The sequence below is a fragment of the uncultured Paraglaciecola sp. genome (assembly GCF_937123705.1).
Taxonomy (GTDB): domain Bacteria; phylum Pseudomonadota; class Gammaproteobacteria; order Enterobacterales; family Alteromonadaceae; genus Paraglaciecola.
The window spans coordinates 122,532-140,161 of sequence record NZ_CAKZKO010000037.1 but is presented as its reverse complement, the minus strand read 5'-3'; the positions used below and the strand labels follow the sequence as shown (position 1 = coordinate 140,161).

The window sequence follows — 17,630 nt, the reverse complement described above, 5'->3', positions numbered from 1 at the left end:
GCATTCATTGATTCTTTAACCCATATCAAGTGGGTGTGTTCAATGAGCATTGCCGTGTTTAAGGTCGATTGATTAATTTGCTAACTGCTAGTTTGGCTGGCGTTTTATGGTTCTTTTGCAATAACTAACCCGCATGGTTGAGTTCTGTTAAGACCAGCATAATTAGGGCGTAAACTCTTGTTTGATAGAATCGCTAAAAGCTCTTCTGGTCTATCTGTTTGGATAACATCCACTCTAGCGTCAATAAAATGATCGCTGGCAGTGAGACTCCCATCTTTCAAAAATGAATCTATTTTTCCAAGTGCATTTACCCAGCCAGCACTATTGTTATCATCTAGAAATATTGAAAGGCCACTGCTTATATAATTCTCCTTAAGGTGAACGATTTCAATGTCAAACTTTGAAGCGATAAACCGTGCTTCTTTATCGTTTGAGGCCAATGGCATAATAACCGTGTCAGGTCGAATCGTTCTTAGCTTTGATAGAAGCGCAAGGTCATCATTAAAAAACATGGTGTAGCTAAAAGCTTGCGCTTCTTCCACCACTTTTGAAATGGCTAATATGTCTTCTGCTTTTATGTCAATATTGACAATTATTCTATCCTTCGCTTGAACCAGTACTTCAGCTAGGGTGGGGACGTGATGTGCTGTGGGTTTTCCGTCAAACAATAGTCTTAACTTCCTAATTTCTGCAAGGGACTTATTGGAAATAAGGCCTGTGCCATTGGTTGTTCTATTCACACTTTTATCATGCATTAGCACCGGTATGCCGTCAGCGCTGAGTCTTACATCAAGCTCAATTATGTCTACCCCTAAATCTATTGCCTTATCAATTGAGGGTAATGAATTTTCTGGTTGTGTGTTGTGTGCTCCCCTATGAGCGGCCACGAGAATACGATTTGTCCCTTTACTTTTAATCGAATTCATTACTAAATCACTGCGGCAAACTATGTGTTGCGACGATTTGTTTTTTGTTTTTAAACGCTCTGTTGACGCGATAGCCATCGACTTACAAATACTCAACGAGAGGACTATCAAGGTTACTAGTAAACGTATTTTCATTTTTAATTACCATAAATATTGGAGTTACTTCTAATCCCTGGACCTATAATTGACTAATTTTTGATGGAGAAACCAATAAAGATAGCGCGGCCAAAATCTGATTCCCAACGTGTGAATTCTTGGTCTCTACCTAACAATTCATACTGTTCTTTATCAAATAGATTGGTGATATTGGCATATAAACCAACACTATCATTTACGTCATAACGAAATTGCACATCGACTTGTGTACGTGCATCGTCGTACTGATCTCGGTAGGCGTCTATGATTTTGCTGGTGTATAGATTATTCAACTTTAACCCCGTTCGATTCGCCGCCACACGAGCCTCAAAGGGGCCCCTTTGATAATAAATCACTGCATTGGCGGTGAAGTTGGCTTGTTGAATAAATGTTTCGGGTTCTCTATATTCTCTATCTTCAAGTTCAACTTCATAATCACTACCTAAAAACGTGGCATTTAGATTAAAACCAAGACCTGGGAGGATTTTGTCTAGCTCTTTGGTATAACCAAGTTCAAGGCCATATAGATCGGCATCTTCACCGTTAACATATTCACGTATGCTGGTCGGGGTAAGTTCTAAGTTTCCATCCCCATCTTGGTCATATAAGGTCTCATCGTCTCGCGTGGTACGATAGATTTGGTTATCAATATTTTTGTAAAAAAGAGCACTAGAGAGTAAGCCCCCTTCTTCAAAATACCACTCTAAACCTATATCAAAATTGTTTGCTTCTCTTGGTTTTAGGTTTGGATTACCCCGTGTAAGCGTGAGTTCGGTGCCGTTAAAATCCTGTCTCTCTCCTCTTGCTGCTTGATATGAAATTCTAGGGCGAGATATTGACTGAGAGAAGGCTGTTCTAAATACGAGTTCGTCACTGATGTCGTATTTGAGATTAGCGGACGCCAGTAAGTTGTCATAAGTGTTTTCATTGCTGCTTACGATAAATTCACCTAGGTCTTTGTCTTCCCGTTTTCCGGTAGATGAGAAGTCTGTATCTTCATATCGTAGGCCAGCGGTAAAAAAATGTTTTTCTCCGGTATGAACAACTAAACCATATAAGGACGTCACTTTTTCCGAAGCATCATAGTCTCGGTTATTATCGTCATCTTCATTTTCACGAAGATCTGTTTCATCGGAAGAGAGGTACTCAGAAACTAAGTCATGGATTGAGTTGCTATCCATGGTAATAAATAAATCATTATTACAACTTGGCATTTCATCGGGGCAACTTCTAGACCAGTTTATGCTGTTTAAGTTTAAGTCATCTGCAAACCGATATTCAGTGCGCTCATAATCATAAACTTTATCTTTTTGTCTGTACTTGAACCCGACTTTATAGCCCCATCCGATATCATAAGATTGGTTATTCCAGCCTAAATCTGCCGAAACAGAAATGATATCTTCATCTAATCCATCGATGTTTATTTCTCTTTTTTGATAATCGAATAAATCACCGTTAAATGCGTCTTCAGATGTGGGTGTCCATTGAGTGATCCTTGAACGGGTGTCAAATTTGAAGTCAGCTGATTTTTGAACAAACCTATCCCAAACTTGTGGTTGTTCGTAACTTGAACCTGAATAATTTATTGCTGGCTCAAAAGTATACTTTTCTTTAAGGGAATATTTACCATAGGCTTTTAAACCGTAGGTTTGGCGCTTAAAGTCAAACTCACCAAGCTGAGTGGACCATTCAGTATTTTCAAGGGTGCCAGAGCTTGCATCTGCATAGGTAATACGTGCATTTTTTTCACGGTTCCACATTTTTGTTTCCATCCGGGCTTCTTGATCGTTCGCTTGATTGAAGAAACCACGGATCCAGGTCTTGGCATCATCGGACGGACGATGTTCAAATCTAAAGCTGCCCCCATATCTTTTTCGACTATTGTAATAGTCTAAAGCTTTCCATTCTTCTGGGATATATATGTCACTTTCATAAGGATCAACACGGTCGCTTCGAGCGCTTAATTCAGTTCCTGTTTCGCCATGAAATAATATCTCGTCACCTTGTTCAATCCTGCCTAAATAAGATTGACGGAGATAATAATTTGCAGATACAACTAGACCAAACTGTTCATTATCACCCAATATATTTGACCAAACTAAATCGCCATTGCCACTTGGGCCGCTGCCCTTATAACCGTTGTCATTTTGATATTTACCAACAGAGCCTGAAAAAGACATAAAACCATCTTCATAATCAAAAGGACTGCGAGAAACAAAATTAATCGTACCACCCACAGCATTGGCGTCCATGTCTGGGGTTAGTGATTTAATAACCTGTATAGTGCCAGCCATTGAAGCAGGAACAACATCCATCTCAATTTTCCGCCCATCAATATCGGTGGAAGAAAGAGAAGCACCATCAACAGTGGTATTATTAAAGTTTGCATTCAACCCACGAATAGTGACAAATCGCCCTTCAGCCTGATCATTTGCAACGGTAATACCTGGAATTCGCCCTAAAGCTTCCGCTGCATTAAAGTCTGGCAGGCTGCCTAAATCATCTTCTGTTACTAAATCTGCAATTCGTTGCAGCTCACGCTTTTCGTCTATAGCACTTCGCAATTGGCTCCTGGTACCAGTGACGACTATGATTTCCACGTCAGATTCAGCTGTCACTGTTTTTGGGGCGCTTTCTGTAGCAGAAATCACTACAGTATTAGTTTGTTGCGCAAAACTAGTGGTCGTCACAGCAATCGTTAATGCAATAACGATGGCTATTTTAGTTTTAGGGTACATGTGTTGTCCTCGTGTGAAACAAATTATTTAATTATACTCACCATGAGTAAGTATAATTGCATTGTTATTAGTAACTTGCAATACGGCTTCTCTATTTAATTTTTGATACAGCTTGGAAACGCTAGTTTAAATAGGTTTTTATGTGTTAAGTTATTGTTATTAAATTGTTTTTTTTGTGCTATTTGATTTTAAAGAAACAAAACTAGTCAAGTTGTTCTTTGTGCGCTGTTAATAATGGAGACACATTTAAGTGAATTTTTAAGGAAGGAGATCTTTAAATCTCACGCATTGTAAGTGAATTTATATTGAATGTTTCATAGAATTTGGTAGCGTAATGGAAAATAGGTCATCACGGAGGTTCATGTGTCGTCGTTTTTTCGAGATAGTCTCATCACGGCTAAGTACTGGGATCTAAAAGATAAAGCGCTTGTGAGTGCTGGAGAGGCCGGAATATTAGGGATTTTGCTAAGAGATAAGTCCGCAACACAAGCCGACTTAACCAATGCTCTGACTTTTTCTCAGCAGTCCGTGTCCAGAATGCTTTCTGCCTTAGATAATAAAGGAATGATTAAAAAATCGTCTCTTAAAAACACAGGGGCCAGAGGTCAACCCAGTGCTACCTTTTCACTAAATTCACACTATGCCTATTCTGTAGGTATCTCATTAAAAGCTGATGGGTTATGCCTAGTTTTGTCTGATTTTTCCGGCGAAACCTTAGATACGTTGGTTCCAATAGTGTCGGATATGGGACGAAACAAAATAGTAACGTCGGTGAAAGAATCGATTGATATTCTTCTTGCTAATAATGGTGTCGACAAAACTAATCTATTCGGTGTGGGCTTAAGTACTTCTGGATTTCACACTGGCATTAATGAGGCTAGTTATAATACGCCTGAATCTTTACAAGATTTTGCATTAATTAATCTTGAAGAATTATTTGGTAAAGAACTCGGATTACCTGTTTGGTCAGAAAATGATGGTAATGCCGCTACAATAGCCGAAAACTATTGTGGAGTAGGTAACCAAGTGCAAAGCTTTGCATATTTTTATTTTGCAACAGGTCTTGGAGGGGGGGTAGTAGCAAATGGCAAATTATTTAGAGGGGTAAACGGTAATGCAGGAGAATTTAGGGCAATTCTGCCTATCGATGACATGCCCCCCCCAACTATGGAAAATCTCAGGTTACATTTAAATAGCTTGGGAAGTCACTTCAATAGTGTTGAAGCGTTAGTCGATAACTACGATGATCATTTAGAAGGTGTTGGCAGCTGGATTAAGGAAGTACTGCCTTCCCTCTCTCTTATGGTATCGGCTACAGCCGCTGTACTTGATACGGAATTGCTGGTGTTTGGTGGTGTCGTGCCTGGCAAGCTAAAAACAAGAATGATTACGCAATTACAATTTTTTGATATTAATCGTCGAGGTATTCGAAGGAAAACAGCTGAAGTGGTCGCTTCCGAAGTTAAAGGAGATGCTGCTGCTATTGGTGCATCCTTTTTGCCATTTATTAACAAGTTTTATTATTCGTAAACCGATAAGATTAATTTATTTTGAGTCATTAAATATCGAAAGTGTTTCGATATAGGAGTTGTTTTGCGGTTTCAGCATGGGCAGTATGCACTGGGAAATATGGGCAAATCCTCAATTGCCACATTATTTGACTATTTTGCATTATTCTATTTAACAGATGTGTTAGGAATACCTGCACTAATTGCAGGCAATTTGATACTTATATCCTTGGTCTGGGATGGTGTAACTGATCCATGGATAGCCATACTAATTGACAAACTAAGAAAGCATTTTTCAACCGTTAAATTGTATTTTTTAGTCGGCTCTCCCTGTACTGCCATCGCTGTTTTTAGCTTTTTTAATGCTCATCATATACCTGAAGAGTTCATGTTGTTGTATACAACTTTAGTACTTCTCTTTTATCGAACCGCATACACCATAGTTGATGTTCCTCACAATAGTTTGCTTTCTTTTATTGCTACTGATGCCCGTCAAAGAACGAATATTGTTGCCATGAGAATATTCTTTAGTTCTCTTGGGCGATTGTTGGTGACTGCTTTTTCAGTAGATTTCTTAGTTAATGATAATGTGCAATCGATTCAGGGAAACTTCTCACACGCTTCCTTATTGTTCTCCATTTTTTTCTTGTTGATTATGGCAATTTGTCTTAACGCAGTTAAGCGAGTATCTATTATTCACCTAAAAGAATCCCTGACTGAGTTTAAGTTTTTCGAATTACTAAAATTACTTTGGTTCAACAAGGCAGTGCTTATCGTATTTTCCGTTACCGCTGTGACTTCAATTACAACTCATGCCTTAGGAAGTGGAATTATATATTTTGCAAAATATGGACTGTTTGATGAATCAAAAGGAGGTGTTGCACTAACCGTTTTGTCTTTTTCTCAAGCTGTATTTCTTTTCATGTGGATGTATTGTGCGAACAATTTGTTAGATGTTTGGAAGACATCAATCTTAGCAAACGTTTTTCTAATATTTTCACTTCTGATTGCTGTAGTTGGTATATCAAATCATCTGCAATTGTATGCCTTTTGTTTTTTGGCAGGAGCGGCATTAGGGGGAATATATATGTTCAATTGGGTTTTATTGCCAATGTCAATCGATCATTCTCCTAGAGAAAACCTACGAAGGTACGATTTGAGTATTTTTGGATTCTACACCTTAACGAATAAAATTTGTCATGGGTTGTCATTAGCTTTTGTTGGGTGGGTGTTACAATTTAATGACTATGTGGCGGACTCAAAATTAGTTGAGTCAACAATCAATGATGTGTTTCTCACGATATTATTGTTTTCTTTGGTGGGAAGTATTACTTGCATTGGTTTGTTGCGAAAATTAGGTAAAATTAATTCAAATCAGGTTAATGATTTGAATAGTAACAACGACAAAATCTATCAAGATAGTGCAACTTAATATCAGTAAAAATAAATGTTTCTTTGAAGATATTGAGAGCAAAGGGAAAATTTTGTACACCTGCTTACTTTAAGGATTAATCCGCCTCTTAACATAGAGAGTCACAACTCTGGATAGACTTTTTATTTCTTAATTGCCTCGCGTTTTAATTTAACAAATTGCCCAGCTCGTTTACCTGTGTATTTCCCATGTGTAATAACCTGCTGGCCGTTAACCAGCAAATGTTGCACACCTTTTGATAAGCGGTTCCATGTTTTAAAATCTGCTGCTGCGGTAAATTGTTTGGGAGCAAACACCACAATATCGGCTTGTTTGCCTGTTTTGAGTATGCCTCTATCACTGATACCCAATATGCCAGCGGTTTGACCGGTGCTGCTGTAGATAAATCGTTGTAGGGATAGGGTGTTAGATTTGACTACAAACTCTTGGTATTTCTGCGGGAAGCTGGCGTATTTTCTGGGGTGACCGTTGGTGCCATCGGAAGAGGTGACCACCCAAGGTTGCTGCATAAAGGCAATAATATCGTCTTTATTCATATTGAAAGATGCGACCCGAGTTCGACCGTTTCTAACTAAGTAGATAACGGTGTCTACCGCGGATTTTTGCAGTTTTTGAGCGAGTTGTTCAAGGGTGAGCCCTAAAAGCTCGGTGTTTTTTGATGCGGTGATGAGCAAGGCATCAGGCCCGCCTCGGCGTCGAATGTTTTCTTTAATTTCGGTTTTGATTTGCTGGCCTAATGTAGGATCGTCAAGGCGCTTTAGAAAGGCTGTTTCAGAGTCGGCCATGGCCCACTTGGGCACCACGGCACTTCTAACATTGGTACCTGAAGCTTGCCATGGGTATTGGTCGGCAGAAATACTGACGCCAGCTCGCCTAGCTTGGTTGATTTTTTCGATAGCCGCTTTGCTCTGCCCCCAAACATCGACACCAAGCGCTTTAATATGGGCAACATGTAAATGAATATTAGCCTGCTTAGCAATGTCGATGGCTTCGTCTAGTGCCGCCAAAAAGCCAATGTTGAAGGTGCTTTCGTCTCTTAAGTGGGTGTCGTAAATGCCATGGTATTTAGCTGCGACTTTAGCGAGTTCTACCACTTCTTCTTTAGATGCAAAACTTCCCGGTACGTAATACAAACCAGAAGACAAACCTAATGCGCCTTGTTGCATGGCGGTGTCTAGTAAGGCTTTCATTTTTTCTATTTCAGCGACTGTGGCATGGCGCTTGGCTTTGCCCATCACTTGTTTGCGTAAACTGCCGTGACCCACGTAAAACGCGGTGTTTGTGCCTATACCATTAGGATTTAATTTCTGAAGGCTTGCAGAGATATCTACCGGTCCATCGCCATCATTGCCGTTGATAACTGTAGTGACACCTTGAAACAAATAATTCAGATTTTGGTGTTTATCTGTGCTTTTTAATTCTTGATAAGAATGAGTGTGCGGATCGATAAACCCCGGACTGACGATTAGTCCTGTAGCATCTATTTGCTGGCTGGCCTGATAGTGCTGTTCACCGGATGCGCTTAATCCACAAATTATTTCGCCGCAGATGGCAATGTCTATTTGTTTGGCGGGGCTGTCTGTGCCGTCGAATACTGTGCCTGAATGGATCAACAGATCAACTTGTTGGCTTTGGGTATTAGCTTGATTTGAACAAGCGACTAATAATGCTAAGCATAAACAAACAACGGCAAGGTTTTTCATTATTGAGATGTCTTATCTTTAAAGTAAAAAGCGCTGGATGGGGTGGCCAACATGGTTTCCATCAAAGTATTTGCGGCTTGTTTTGCCACATGTGTAATCATTTTACGATTGGTGTTATCGCCCATTTCATAGGTGATAGCGTGCACTTTGTAGGTATCGGTAAAATATTGTTTAAATACGCCTCGACCAGGACTCACACCGGGTTTGTTACGCACCACAAAAGAAGACGCGGTGTTTTTCTTCACTTTAGCCAACCAATCTTCTACTAAATTACTAGGGGCAACAGTGTAGTCAGTGGGAATGGTATAAAACACATCTTGCTGGGTAGAGTGAAAGTCCACACCCATCACCATTTTGCCGCCACTGGCGACAATTTCATTGAGCTTGTCCCGCACGATTCTGGTTTCAATTTGATTAAAATTTTTCCAGTCGCGGTTTAAGTCGATGCCATTAACATTATGACGCCAATGGCCATTGGTTACGCCATCAGGATTAAGATTAGGCACCATAAAAATATTAAAACGCGCCCTAAATTTTTGCGCTAATGGGCTGTCTGACAACACCATTTCGGTAAAAGGTAACATCGCCAAAGCACCGGTGACTTCAGGTGGGTGTTGACGGCCAAGTAAAATCAGCCATTCTTTGTTATCAGCTTGGGTGCTTAACAGTGCGCCAATCGGTCTCCCTTGGGTTGATTTTCCAAGTTGAAAGCGTTGATAAGCTTTATTTTGACCTAACTCGTCTAACCAATCGCTATATTTTTGATTGCCAAACAACTCTTGTCCCGCTATCCATAGTGGCGTTGTGGTGGCTTTGACATAAAATGTCATCACACCGTCATGTAGGTCAAAATCTATATTGCTCCAGTCGCGGCCATTGTGGCTTATTTTTGGCAGATATCTAGGGCGCTCGCCATCAAAGCGCAGATTAATTTCAAGGTCTTTTGGCTTTTTAGCCAACACTTTAAAGGCGTACCAAGGACTATGATTGATGGGGCGGTTTTCGGGCGTGGTTTCTAACATAAATGCGCCATCAGACAATTGGCTACAGGTATCCAATTTGGCCATTTCAAAGTCTGATTTAAAGCTAACATCGGAAAACTCGCAAGCCTGTGCTAGGCCATTGCCTAACAATAACAACCCAATTAAAAGTAACGCTCTCATGGCTTTAACTCCAAGTATTTTTAAACGAAGATGACCCATCTAAGATGGGTCAAGTAAGTGATCTCTGCCACCATAGTAACAGGCCAAAACAAAGAGGTTTTAGAAATCTTTGCTGAAATTCATATACAGGTAACGGCCTCTATTTGAATGCAAAGAACCAAAATAACCATGTGCTAACTCGTCGGCCAAAGGTGGCTCTTTATCGGCGATGTTGCGTATTCCAAAGCGTACTTTACTGTCTTCTAAGTAACCCTCTTCTTGGAAGCGGTAATCTAGATACACATTAACCCGAGCAAAACTATCAATGGGTAAGGTGGTGACCACGCCATTAATGGTCGCTGTGGTACTGGTGTCTATGATCTCGCTCACATAATTGCCATTAATACCCGCGCCCCATTGCTTGTGACGCCAAGTTAATGAGGCTCTGGCACGCCATTCAGGGCGGCCGTTTTCTTTTATCAAGTCGCCCGCACCGGCCACGGTTCTATCGGCTGGAACTGAAGGGTCTCCCGCTTCTTGTGCGGCAATCAGTTGTGCAGATATGGCATCGGCATTTTGTTCAAACTTCTGTAAGTTGGCAGCATTAAAGGCAAAAGACCATTTTCCTATATCTGTCGCCCAATCATAATTGACACTAAAATCGATGCCTTCAATGGTTCTGACTCCAAGGTTAAGGTAGTCGTTGTTGATGTGTACCACTTCGTTTGTAACGGCGTCTCTGATCACTGCGCTGTTATTTGAACCTTGGCTTCTTAGTAATGAGTCGTACAGCAAATGCGATGCACCAGGTAAAATACCCACTAATTCGTCTTGTTCTATTTTCCAAGAATCAACAGTCACAGTTAATCCATCTAAGGGCTCTAACACTATGCCAAATGAGGTGTTCTCATCATTTTCTGGTTTGAGATCTGTGGTACCACTACGAATATCAACAATGCCGTAGCTGGTGTCTAGTACAGGATCATACAAGCTATTTGAGCGAGGCACACCTTCGGCAGATACTTGAGGAAGACCCGGTGCACGAAAACCACCGGCATACGATGCCCTAAGACTTAACCAATCTGCAGGCTCCCAAAACGCGGCTATTTTAGGCTTTAATGCATCTCCTACATCAGAGAAGTTTTCATAACGGGCAGCAAGTTGCACTTCGGCGTATTGTGAGCCAGTGTCTAGAATCGGTACAATAAATTCTACAAATGCGGAGCTAATGTTGCGGCTGGCTTTTGAGTCGGGTGTGGGGCTACTGCCTAACACATCACTGTTAGTTAAGGTTACGCCGGTATTTTGATCAACAAAAGGAACACTACCGTCTAATAAGTCATCTCTATCGTCTTCGTATGTCTCGCGGCGAAACTCCAGACCCATAGCCACTCCGACATCTCCCGCCGGTGCGCTCCATATTCCGCTATTGCTGACTTTAAAATCCACCGAGGCTAGGCTGGTTTCTGCATCCCTAGATACGTTAACCATAAATTGATCGATGACACTTTGAGGGTTAAGTGTACTGTCACCAGCGTTCGGGTTATTGATATCGCCGCCTGTGAATATATTGTATGCCAGTGCTGGGTCGGTGTTATTAACGGCGGCCTGAAATGCGCTGGCTTGGATCCTATTGGCCACGTCTTCTGTTTTTGCTTTGGTATAAAATGCGGCGCTTTCCCAATCCCAGTCGCCAAAGTCACCTTTTATTCCTGCTAAAATTCTAAAGCTAGTATCATCTACTTCAACATTTCGCGGGCCGGTATCGACTGCTCTGTAACTTCTCAGGGTGACATCTTCACCAAAGGGGTTAAACGCGGCGTTCTCAGAAATCGAAAAACGCTGCGCCGTTAAATTGTGAGTTTGTTCTCTGGTTCTTTTGGCGGTGGCGCTGTAATAAGTGACTTCTGAGAACAGATCCATATTATTATCGAGTTCATGCACTAAATAGGTGTAAAGGTTGAGGCGGTCGACGTCAGAAACAAGAGAACGAGTCGTGCCTCGGTCAAATCTTAAATCTCTTGGAAAACTGCCACTATCGGCACAAATGCCATTGCCTAAATCGGTTACACACCCTGAGTTTGTGTCGGGCTGTAAATGAAAACGACCTAGGCTATCAGAGGTGAAATCACCCCAAGGTGTTGCAGTGGTGCGATTATCTAACTGGGTATCACCGATAAAGTCTTCTGGAAGAGTAGGGTAGTCGCGCAAATCATGACTGGCAGAATAAGAGCGTTCTGAGGCCATCATGCCGGATCTATCATAATAACTAAGCGACGCGGTTAAATGTGACTTACCGTCATTAAAATCGAATCCGGTTAAATAATTAAAGGTCAGTTCATTTAAATCTGTACCTTCTGATCCCCCATACGACAAGCTCACTTTATTGCCAGTGTAATCGTCATTTAATTGATAGTTAATCACACCCGCCACGGCGTCAGAGCCATAAATAGCGGCAGCACCATCACGTAAAATTTGTAGCGAACGTAATCCAGAAACGGGTAAGGCGTTGGCATTAACAGTAGATACCGGCACAAAGTTTTCAGATTGTGTGCCTGGGTGGGTCACTAGCCGTCTGCCATTTAGCAGCGTTAAGGTATTGCCTGTGCCCACACCTCGTAAATTAATCGATGACACGTCACCACGGGCATCGTTTACTCCGCCATTTCCGGTCGAAGCGCCAAAACTGACTTCGCCCATTTGCGGTATTGAGCGGATTAACTCGTCACCCGACATAGCCGCGGTGTCTTCAATATCGGCTGCAGTCATAATGGTAACGGGCAGCGCACCTATGTCTCTATTGGCTTTTATATTTGATCCCAATACTTGAATTTTTTCTACTGATTGTTCTTGTTCATTTGTTGTTTGGGCGTTGGCTGTGACACTTAAGCCCGACAAGGCAGCGAATATACTTAAGGTGAGTAGCGAACGGGTGGTTTTAAATTGTTTCGTTATTTTCATTGCTGATCCCGACTATTTATTATGTGTTGTTATTGCGCGTGTGTTTGAGTGATTTTCGATGTTAACCATGTGTAAATAGTGTTTAAAAATCAATTAACGGTTTATGATGGGGTCATAACCTTGGGTTATGCCTTGCGGCTGTAATGTCACACCACAATAGGTGATTGTCGTGATAGCTTAAGGTGACCATTTCACATGATAAATAACTAAAATAAATCATTTTTTTGACTGGAGTGAGACGTTTGACTGCTAATAAAGCTGGACTAATACTGTTTATTATCGCGCTTTTTTCTGCGATTTACGTGGATCAATTTACCCATCCTACCTGGAAAGAACAAAGCTATCTGTACGATACTTATACCAATCAATCGGGCCAAACCGCCTATAAATTTAAAGACACCGAAGTGATTATTCCCCACATAATCGACTATCAGCAATCACCCCTTCGTCAGGCGGCACTAAACCAGTTAACCGACAAACCTGCCATCTCACAACAATGGGTGTTTGACGAAAATCAGCAACCGGTATTGTTAAAGCCGGGCTTTCATTATGGGTTATGGTCGATTTTACCGGCTATTGTGGCCATTGGGTTATGCCTGCTCACCAAGGAGCCCATTACTGCTTTGTTAGGAGGCACTGTCATAGGTGCGGTGATGTTGGGGCGTTACGATATTACCGACAAAGTGCTACAACCCAGCATGGCCAGTGATAGCGCCGCACTTATTTTGCTGCTGTACTTATGGCTATTAGGCGGTTTGATGGGGGTGTGGTCAAAAACGGGCGCGGCCCAAGCCTTTGCCGACTTTATGACGAAACATTTTGTTAGCGGCCCGCGCTCGGCAAAGTTAGTGACGTGGGGATTAGGGGTGATTTTTTTCCAAGGGGGTACCGTCAGCACCGTTTTAGTGGGCACTACGGTTAAACCTTTGGCCGATAAAGCCAATATTAGTCATGAAGAAATGAGTTATATCGTGGACTCAACGGCTTCGCCCATTGCATCAGTATTGGCTTTTAATGCGTGGCCTGCTTATATTCAAGCGTTAATTTTTGTGCCGGGCGTGGCGTTTCTGGCTACCGAAGCCGACCGCATCAAGTTTTTCTTTTCGAGTATTCCCTTTAGCTTTTACGGCATATTCGCAGTAGTGGGCACGTTATTGTTAAGCCTTAATATCACCACGTTTTCTGGTGCGAGGATCCGCAATGCCAAAAAACGTGCCGAGCAAACCGGTGAGTTGGACGCCCCAGATGCCCACCCCATGAGTGCCAAAGAATTATCTGTTCCCCAAGTACCTGAAAAGTACCAACCCCATGTTTTGGAATTTATTCTTCCACTTGCATTATTAATGACACTCGCAATAGGCACTTTTGTTGCCTTCGGTACCCCTAAAGTTAACTGGGCTTTTGGCAGTGCGTTATTATTATCGAGTGCTATTGCTTTGTATAAAGGCATGAGCTTACACGACCTTTTAGACGGTATGGGCAATGGTTTTAAAGGGGTAGTGGTGGCCTCTGTGGTACTTATTTTAGCCATAACCATAGGTGGGATCAGTAAAGAAATTGGTGGCGGCTTGTATTTAATCGATCTGCTAGGTAATCAAATCCCCTTTTGGTTATTGCCGGTATTGCTGCAAGTGTTAACCATGATTATTGCCTTTTCTACAGGCACCAGTTGGGGTACCTATGCCATAGCCTTTCCTTTGGCAATGCCTCTTGCTTGGGGGATTGCCGATTCGCAGATGTTGGCTAATCCAGAAATTTATATGGCGATTTGTTTTGCCACAGTGCTAAATGGCAGTGTATATGGCGATCAATGTTCACCTATATCTGATACCACTATTTTAAGTGCCATGACCACAGGCTGTGACTTGATGGATCACGTTAAATCGCAAATTGTCCCCGCATCTATTGCCGCTTTCATTGCCGCAATATTGTGGACACTTTGTACGCTTATTTGGGCTTAGTGAGATAAATTATGCGCCTTAGGCATATTGAAATATTCCATGCGATTTATACCACGGGCTCAATCACTAATGCTGCCAAGTTGTTGTATGTGTCGCAGCCATCGGTAAGCAAGGTATTGGCCCATGCAGAGCAACAATTGGGCTTTCAATTATTTAAAAGAGCCAAAGGCAAACTTATCCCCACGGCCGAAGCCAACATGCTGTTTTCTGATGTGGATAAAATCTATAAACAAATTCATTCTATTCGAAAAATGTCAGAAAACATTCAGCACAGTGCCGACGGATTAGTCAATATTGCACTGTCGCCGGCATTGGGATTTGACCTTTTGCCTAAGGCCATTGCTAAATTTCGGCAACGCCATCCTAAGGTGCGTTTTAAGTTGCAAACCCTTCACAACGAAGAAGCCCTGCAAGCACTGATAGAGCACAAATGTGATCTGGCCCTGTTGTATTCGTCGCCATCTATGCCCGGTGTTAAAGAACTTGATTTAGGCGAAAGTGAGATGGTTGTCTTATATCCAGATGAGGTTTTCCCCCATAAGCCTGAAAAATTAGCTATTGAGGATTTGGCTGATACTGAATTAATTGGCATTTGGGGCAGCGGCCCACTCGGTGATTTAGTATGGAACCACTTAGCCAGAAGTAATATTCAGATAAAAAGTTCACTGCAAGTGGATACCTATTTTATTGCCGCTAAGTTGGTATCACAGGGGCTAGGTTGCTGCACCATAGACAAATACACCGCCCTAGGTAATTTATCTGATAACACCAGTATGGCTTCCTTTGAGCCTTCATTACCGATTCAACTTAAAGGGTTATATCTTGACAGTCAGCCTTTACCCAGAGTGTGTGAAGAATTTACCGAATTTGTTAAAACTGAAGTGCAACAAGTACAGGCTTTAACCGCCATAACCCAGGGTTATGAATAGTGAAACGGATGGTACTTTTTATTACAATCAATCCGCCTATCATAGCAATTAATTTATTCCAATAAATGAGCCTAACCATGAATATTAAGTCTCCTTACCTTCTTTTTATCGGCGATGCTGTTGACCCATTAAGTATTAAAATGGCGCGAAGTGCTGCCGATTGGTGTCCTGAACACTGCGTCGGGGAATTTACTCTGCCTGGCTGCTCGGTGACCACGGGTTTACCTGATATGAGCATTGCACACGCGGCGCAATTAGGGGCTAAAAGTTTTGTCTTAGGCTTTGCCAATAGCGGTGGCACCTTAGACTCGGCTTGGGTACCGGCTATTCTTGAAGCGCTCGATGCTGGGCTGGATATTGTCAGTGGTTTGCATGATAAGTTGTCTGATATCGAAGTTATCAAAACCAAAGCCCAGTTACTAAACAGACAATTGATTGACCTTCGCCATCCCAAGGATAAATTCCGCACAGGTACAGGTACCAAAAGAACAGGTAAGCGCATCTTAACGGTAGGCACAGATTGCTCTGTGGGTAAAATGTATACCTCTCTTAGCCTGAAAAAGGCCATGGATAATCGTGGCGTAGCCAGTACGTTTCGAGCAACAGGCCAATGCGGCATTTTAATCAGTGGCGGCGGGGTGGCAATTGATTGTGTGGTGTCAGACTTTATCTCTGGCGCGGTGGAGTCCTTGTCGCCCGACAACCAGCCAGAGCACTGGGATATTATAGAAGGGCAGGGCTCGTTATCGCACCCCGCCTTTGCCGGAGTAAGCTTAGGTTTGTTACATGGCGCTCAAGCTGATGCGCTAGTGATATGCCATGCCTTTGGACGGGCCCATATGCGAGGACTACCTCAATACGCTGTGCCAACAATTGAACACACCATAGCACTAAATGAGTCGGCGGCAAGGTTAACCAACCCTGAAGCTAAGGTAGTAGGTGTGTCGGTGAATTCCTCTGCATTAAATGAACAACAGGCCTTGCAACAATGTGATGAATTGTCACAGCGCCTAGGTTTACCGGTAGCCGACCCTTTTAGGCATGAGATGAAAACTATTTTGGACAATTTCCTATGAGCTTAAATATTCAGGTTTTTCACCAATCCTTGCCTTTAGCCCAAGTTTTTAGAATATCCCGCGGGGCTAAAACCAGCGCCGAAGTGGTAGTAGTAGTCATCAGCGACGGGACTTTTATTGGTTGGGGAGAGGCGGTGCCTTATGGCCGTTACGGCGAGTCTATTGATAGTGTTGTGCAACAAATCAAGGCGCTGCGGCTTTCGAGTGTCGAAGATCATGCAAGGCTTAATTCTATGCTTGCCCCAGGCTCTGCCAGAAATGCTGTGGATTGTGCGCTTTGGGATTTAACCGCAAAAATACGTGCAACGCCTGTCGGTACGCTATTAAACCTTCCGGCAATTAATTCTTGTATCACAGCGCAAACCATCAGTGTGGATAGTGCAGAAAAAATGCACGAGGAAGCCAAAAAACTCAGTAACGCACCTCTTATTAAAGTCAAATTAGATGCGGACTCTGTGGTAACCAAGATGCAGGCAATCCATCAAGTCTGTCCACAGAGCCGTTTTATTCTGGATGCCAACGAAGCTTGGGACATAAAATTGCTTGCACAAATAGTTGAACCTTTAAAAGCCTGCAATGTGGCTTTGATTGAGCAACCCCTACCGGCAGACTTCGATGACGACCTGCTAGGTTTTCAATCTCCTATTGCGATTTGCGCCGATGAGTCTTGTCATGGGGCTGATGGTTTGCCTAATTTAGTGGGTAAGTATAATGCGATTAATATTAAGCTGGATAAAACCGGCGGCTTAACCGAAGCGGCTAATTTGTTAACAAAAGCCAAGTCATTAGATTTTGAAATTATGGTGGGCTGTATGGTAGGTAGCTCCCTTGCTATGGCCCCCGCTTATACATTGTGCGGTCTAGCGGACTATGTGGATCTTGATGGGCCTTTGCTGGTGGCCAAAGATCGCGCCAGTCACTTTAGTTTCGATAATGGAGTCATGTCGGACATTCCGTCTGCTTTGTGGGGAAGTGGAGAGGCAGCCTTTGTGGATCCAGAGTTGGCTAGCCTAAGTAGTACCAAACCACATAAATAACCCCGATATTTTTCTTTGATAGATATCAATACATAATGATGCTTGGAAGTTGCGTGAATTTTTGGGTCTAATAGTCATCTCG

General features: G+C 42.3%; 11 protein-coding genes. 6 read left to right on the top strand and 5 right to left on the bottom strand.

Annotation, left to right across the window (positions count from 1 at the left end; genetic code table 11):
- Positions 1-104: 104 nt before the first annotated feature.
- The gene (locus tag Q0688_RS05685; RefSeq protein ID WP_299074049.1) at positions 105-1,061 is read right to left on the bottom strand and encodes a glycerophosphodiester phosphodiesterase family protein; all 957 of its coding nucleotides are present in this window, start codon (positions 1,059-1,061) and stop codon (positions 105-107) included.
- A 53-nt stretch (positions 1,062-1,114) separates the two neighbouring features.
- The gene (locus Q0688_RS05680; protein WP_299074048.1) at positions 1,115-3,799 is read right to left on the bottom strand and encodes a TonB-dependent receptor; all 2,685 of its coding nucleotides are present in this window, start codon (positions 3,797-3,799) and stop codon (positions 1,115-1,117) included.
- 363 nt (positions 3,800-4,162) lie between these two features.
- Here Q0688_RS05680 and Q0688_RS05675 point away from each other — a divergent pair, with 363 nt between their 5' ends.
- Together Q0688_RS05675 and Q0688_RS05670 are read left to right on the top strand one after the other, a co-directional pair.
- Entirely contained in the window at positions 4,163-5,329 is a 1,167-nt protein-coding gene (locus Q0688_RS05675; RefSeq protein WP_299074047.1) for an ROK family transcriptional regulator, read from the top strand.
- Positions 5,330-5,392: 63 nt separating this feature from the next.
- Positions 5,393-6,739, top strand: a complete 1,347-nt coding sequence (locus tag Q0688_RS05670) for an MFS transporter (RefSeq protein WP_299074046.1) — start codon at positions 5,393-5,395, stop codon at positions 6,737-6,739.
- A gap of 122 nt (positions 6,740-6,861) precedes the next feature.
- Here Q0688_RS05670 and Q0688_RS05665 read toward each other — a convergent pair whose 3' ends face one another.
- The 3 genes from Q0688_RS05665 to Q0688_RS05655 all read right to left on the bottom strand — a co-directional run bounded on the left by Q0688_RS05665 (position 6,862) and on the right by Q0688_RS05655 (position 12,545).
- Positions 6,862-8,442, bottom strand: coding sequence for an amidohydrolase family protein (locus Q0688_RS05665; protein WP_299074045.1), 1,581 nt, complete (start codon positions 8,440-8,442; stop codon positions 6,862-6,864).
- A complete protein-coding gene (locus Q0688_RS05660; RefSeq protein WP_299074044.1) occupies positions 8,442-9,605 on the bottom strand; it encodes a M14 family metallopeptidase in 1,164 nt (387 codons plus the stop codon). Before Q0688_RS05660 ends, Q0688_RS05665 begins: the two co-directional genes overlap by 1 nt.
- Positions 9,606-9,704: 99 nt before the next feature.
- Complete coding sequence (locus Q0688_RS05655) at positions 9,705-12,545, bottom strand: TonB-dependent receptor (RefSeq protein WP_299074043.1); 2,841 nt, start codon at positions 12,543-12,545, stop codon at positions 9,705-9,707.
- Between the two features lie 242 nt (positions 12,546-12,787).
- On the opposite strand from Q0688_RS05655, the gene Q0688_RS05650 reads away from it, so the two are divergent.
- The 4 genes from Q0688_RS05650 (at position 12,788) to dgcA (ending at position 17,548) form a co-directional block, all read left to right on the top strand.
- The gene (locus Q0688_RS05650; RefSeq protein WP_299074041.1) at positions 12,788-14,506 is read left to right on the top strand and encodes a Na+/H+ antiporter NhaC family protein; all 1,719 of its coding nucleotides are present in this window, start codon (positions 12,788-12,790) and stop codon (positions 14,504-14,506) included.
- Positions 14,507-14,517: 11 nt separating this feature from the next.
- Positions 14,518-15,435, top strand: a complete 918-nt coding sequence (locus tag Q0688_RS05645; RefSeq protein ID WP_299074040.1) for a LysR family transcriptional regulator — start codon at positions 14,518-14,520, stop codon at positions 15,433-15,435.
- 77 nt (positions 15,436-15,512) lie between these two features.
- Complete coding sequence (dgcN, locus tag Q0688_RS05640; protein WP_299074038.1) at positions 15,513-16,511, top strand: N-acetyltransferase DgcN; 999 nt, start codon at positions 15,513-15,515, stop codon at positions 16,509-16,511.
- Positions 16,508-17,548 carry an N-acetyl-D-Glu racemase DgcA gene (gene dgcA / locus Q0688_RS05635; RefSeq protein ID WP_299074037.1) on the top strand — a complete coding sequence of 347 codons (1,041 nt, stop codon included), beginning with the start codon at positions 16,508-16,510 and terminating at the stop codon, positions 17,546-17,548. The genes dgcN and dgcA overlap by 4 nt, the downstream gene beginning before the upstream one ends.
- Positions 17,549-17,630 lie beyond the last annotated feature (82 nt).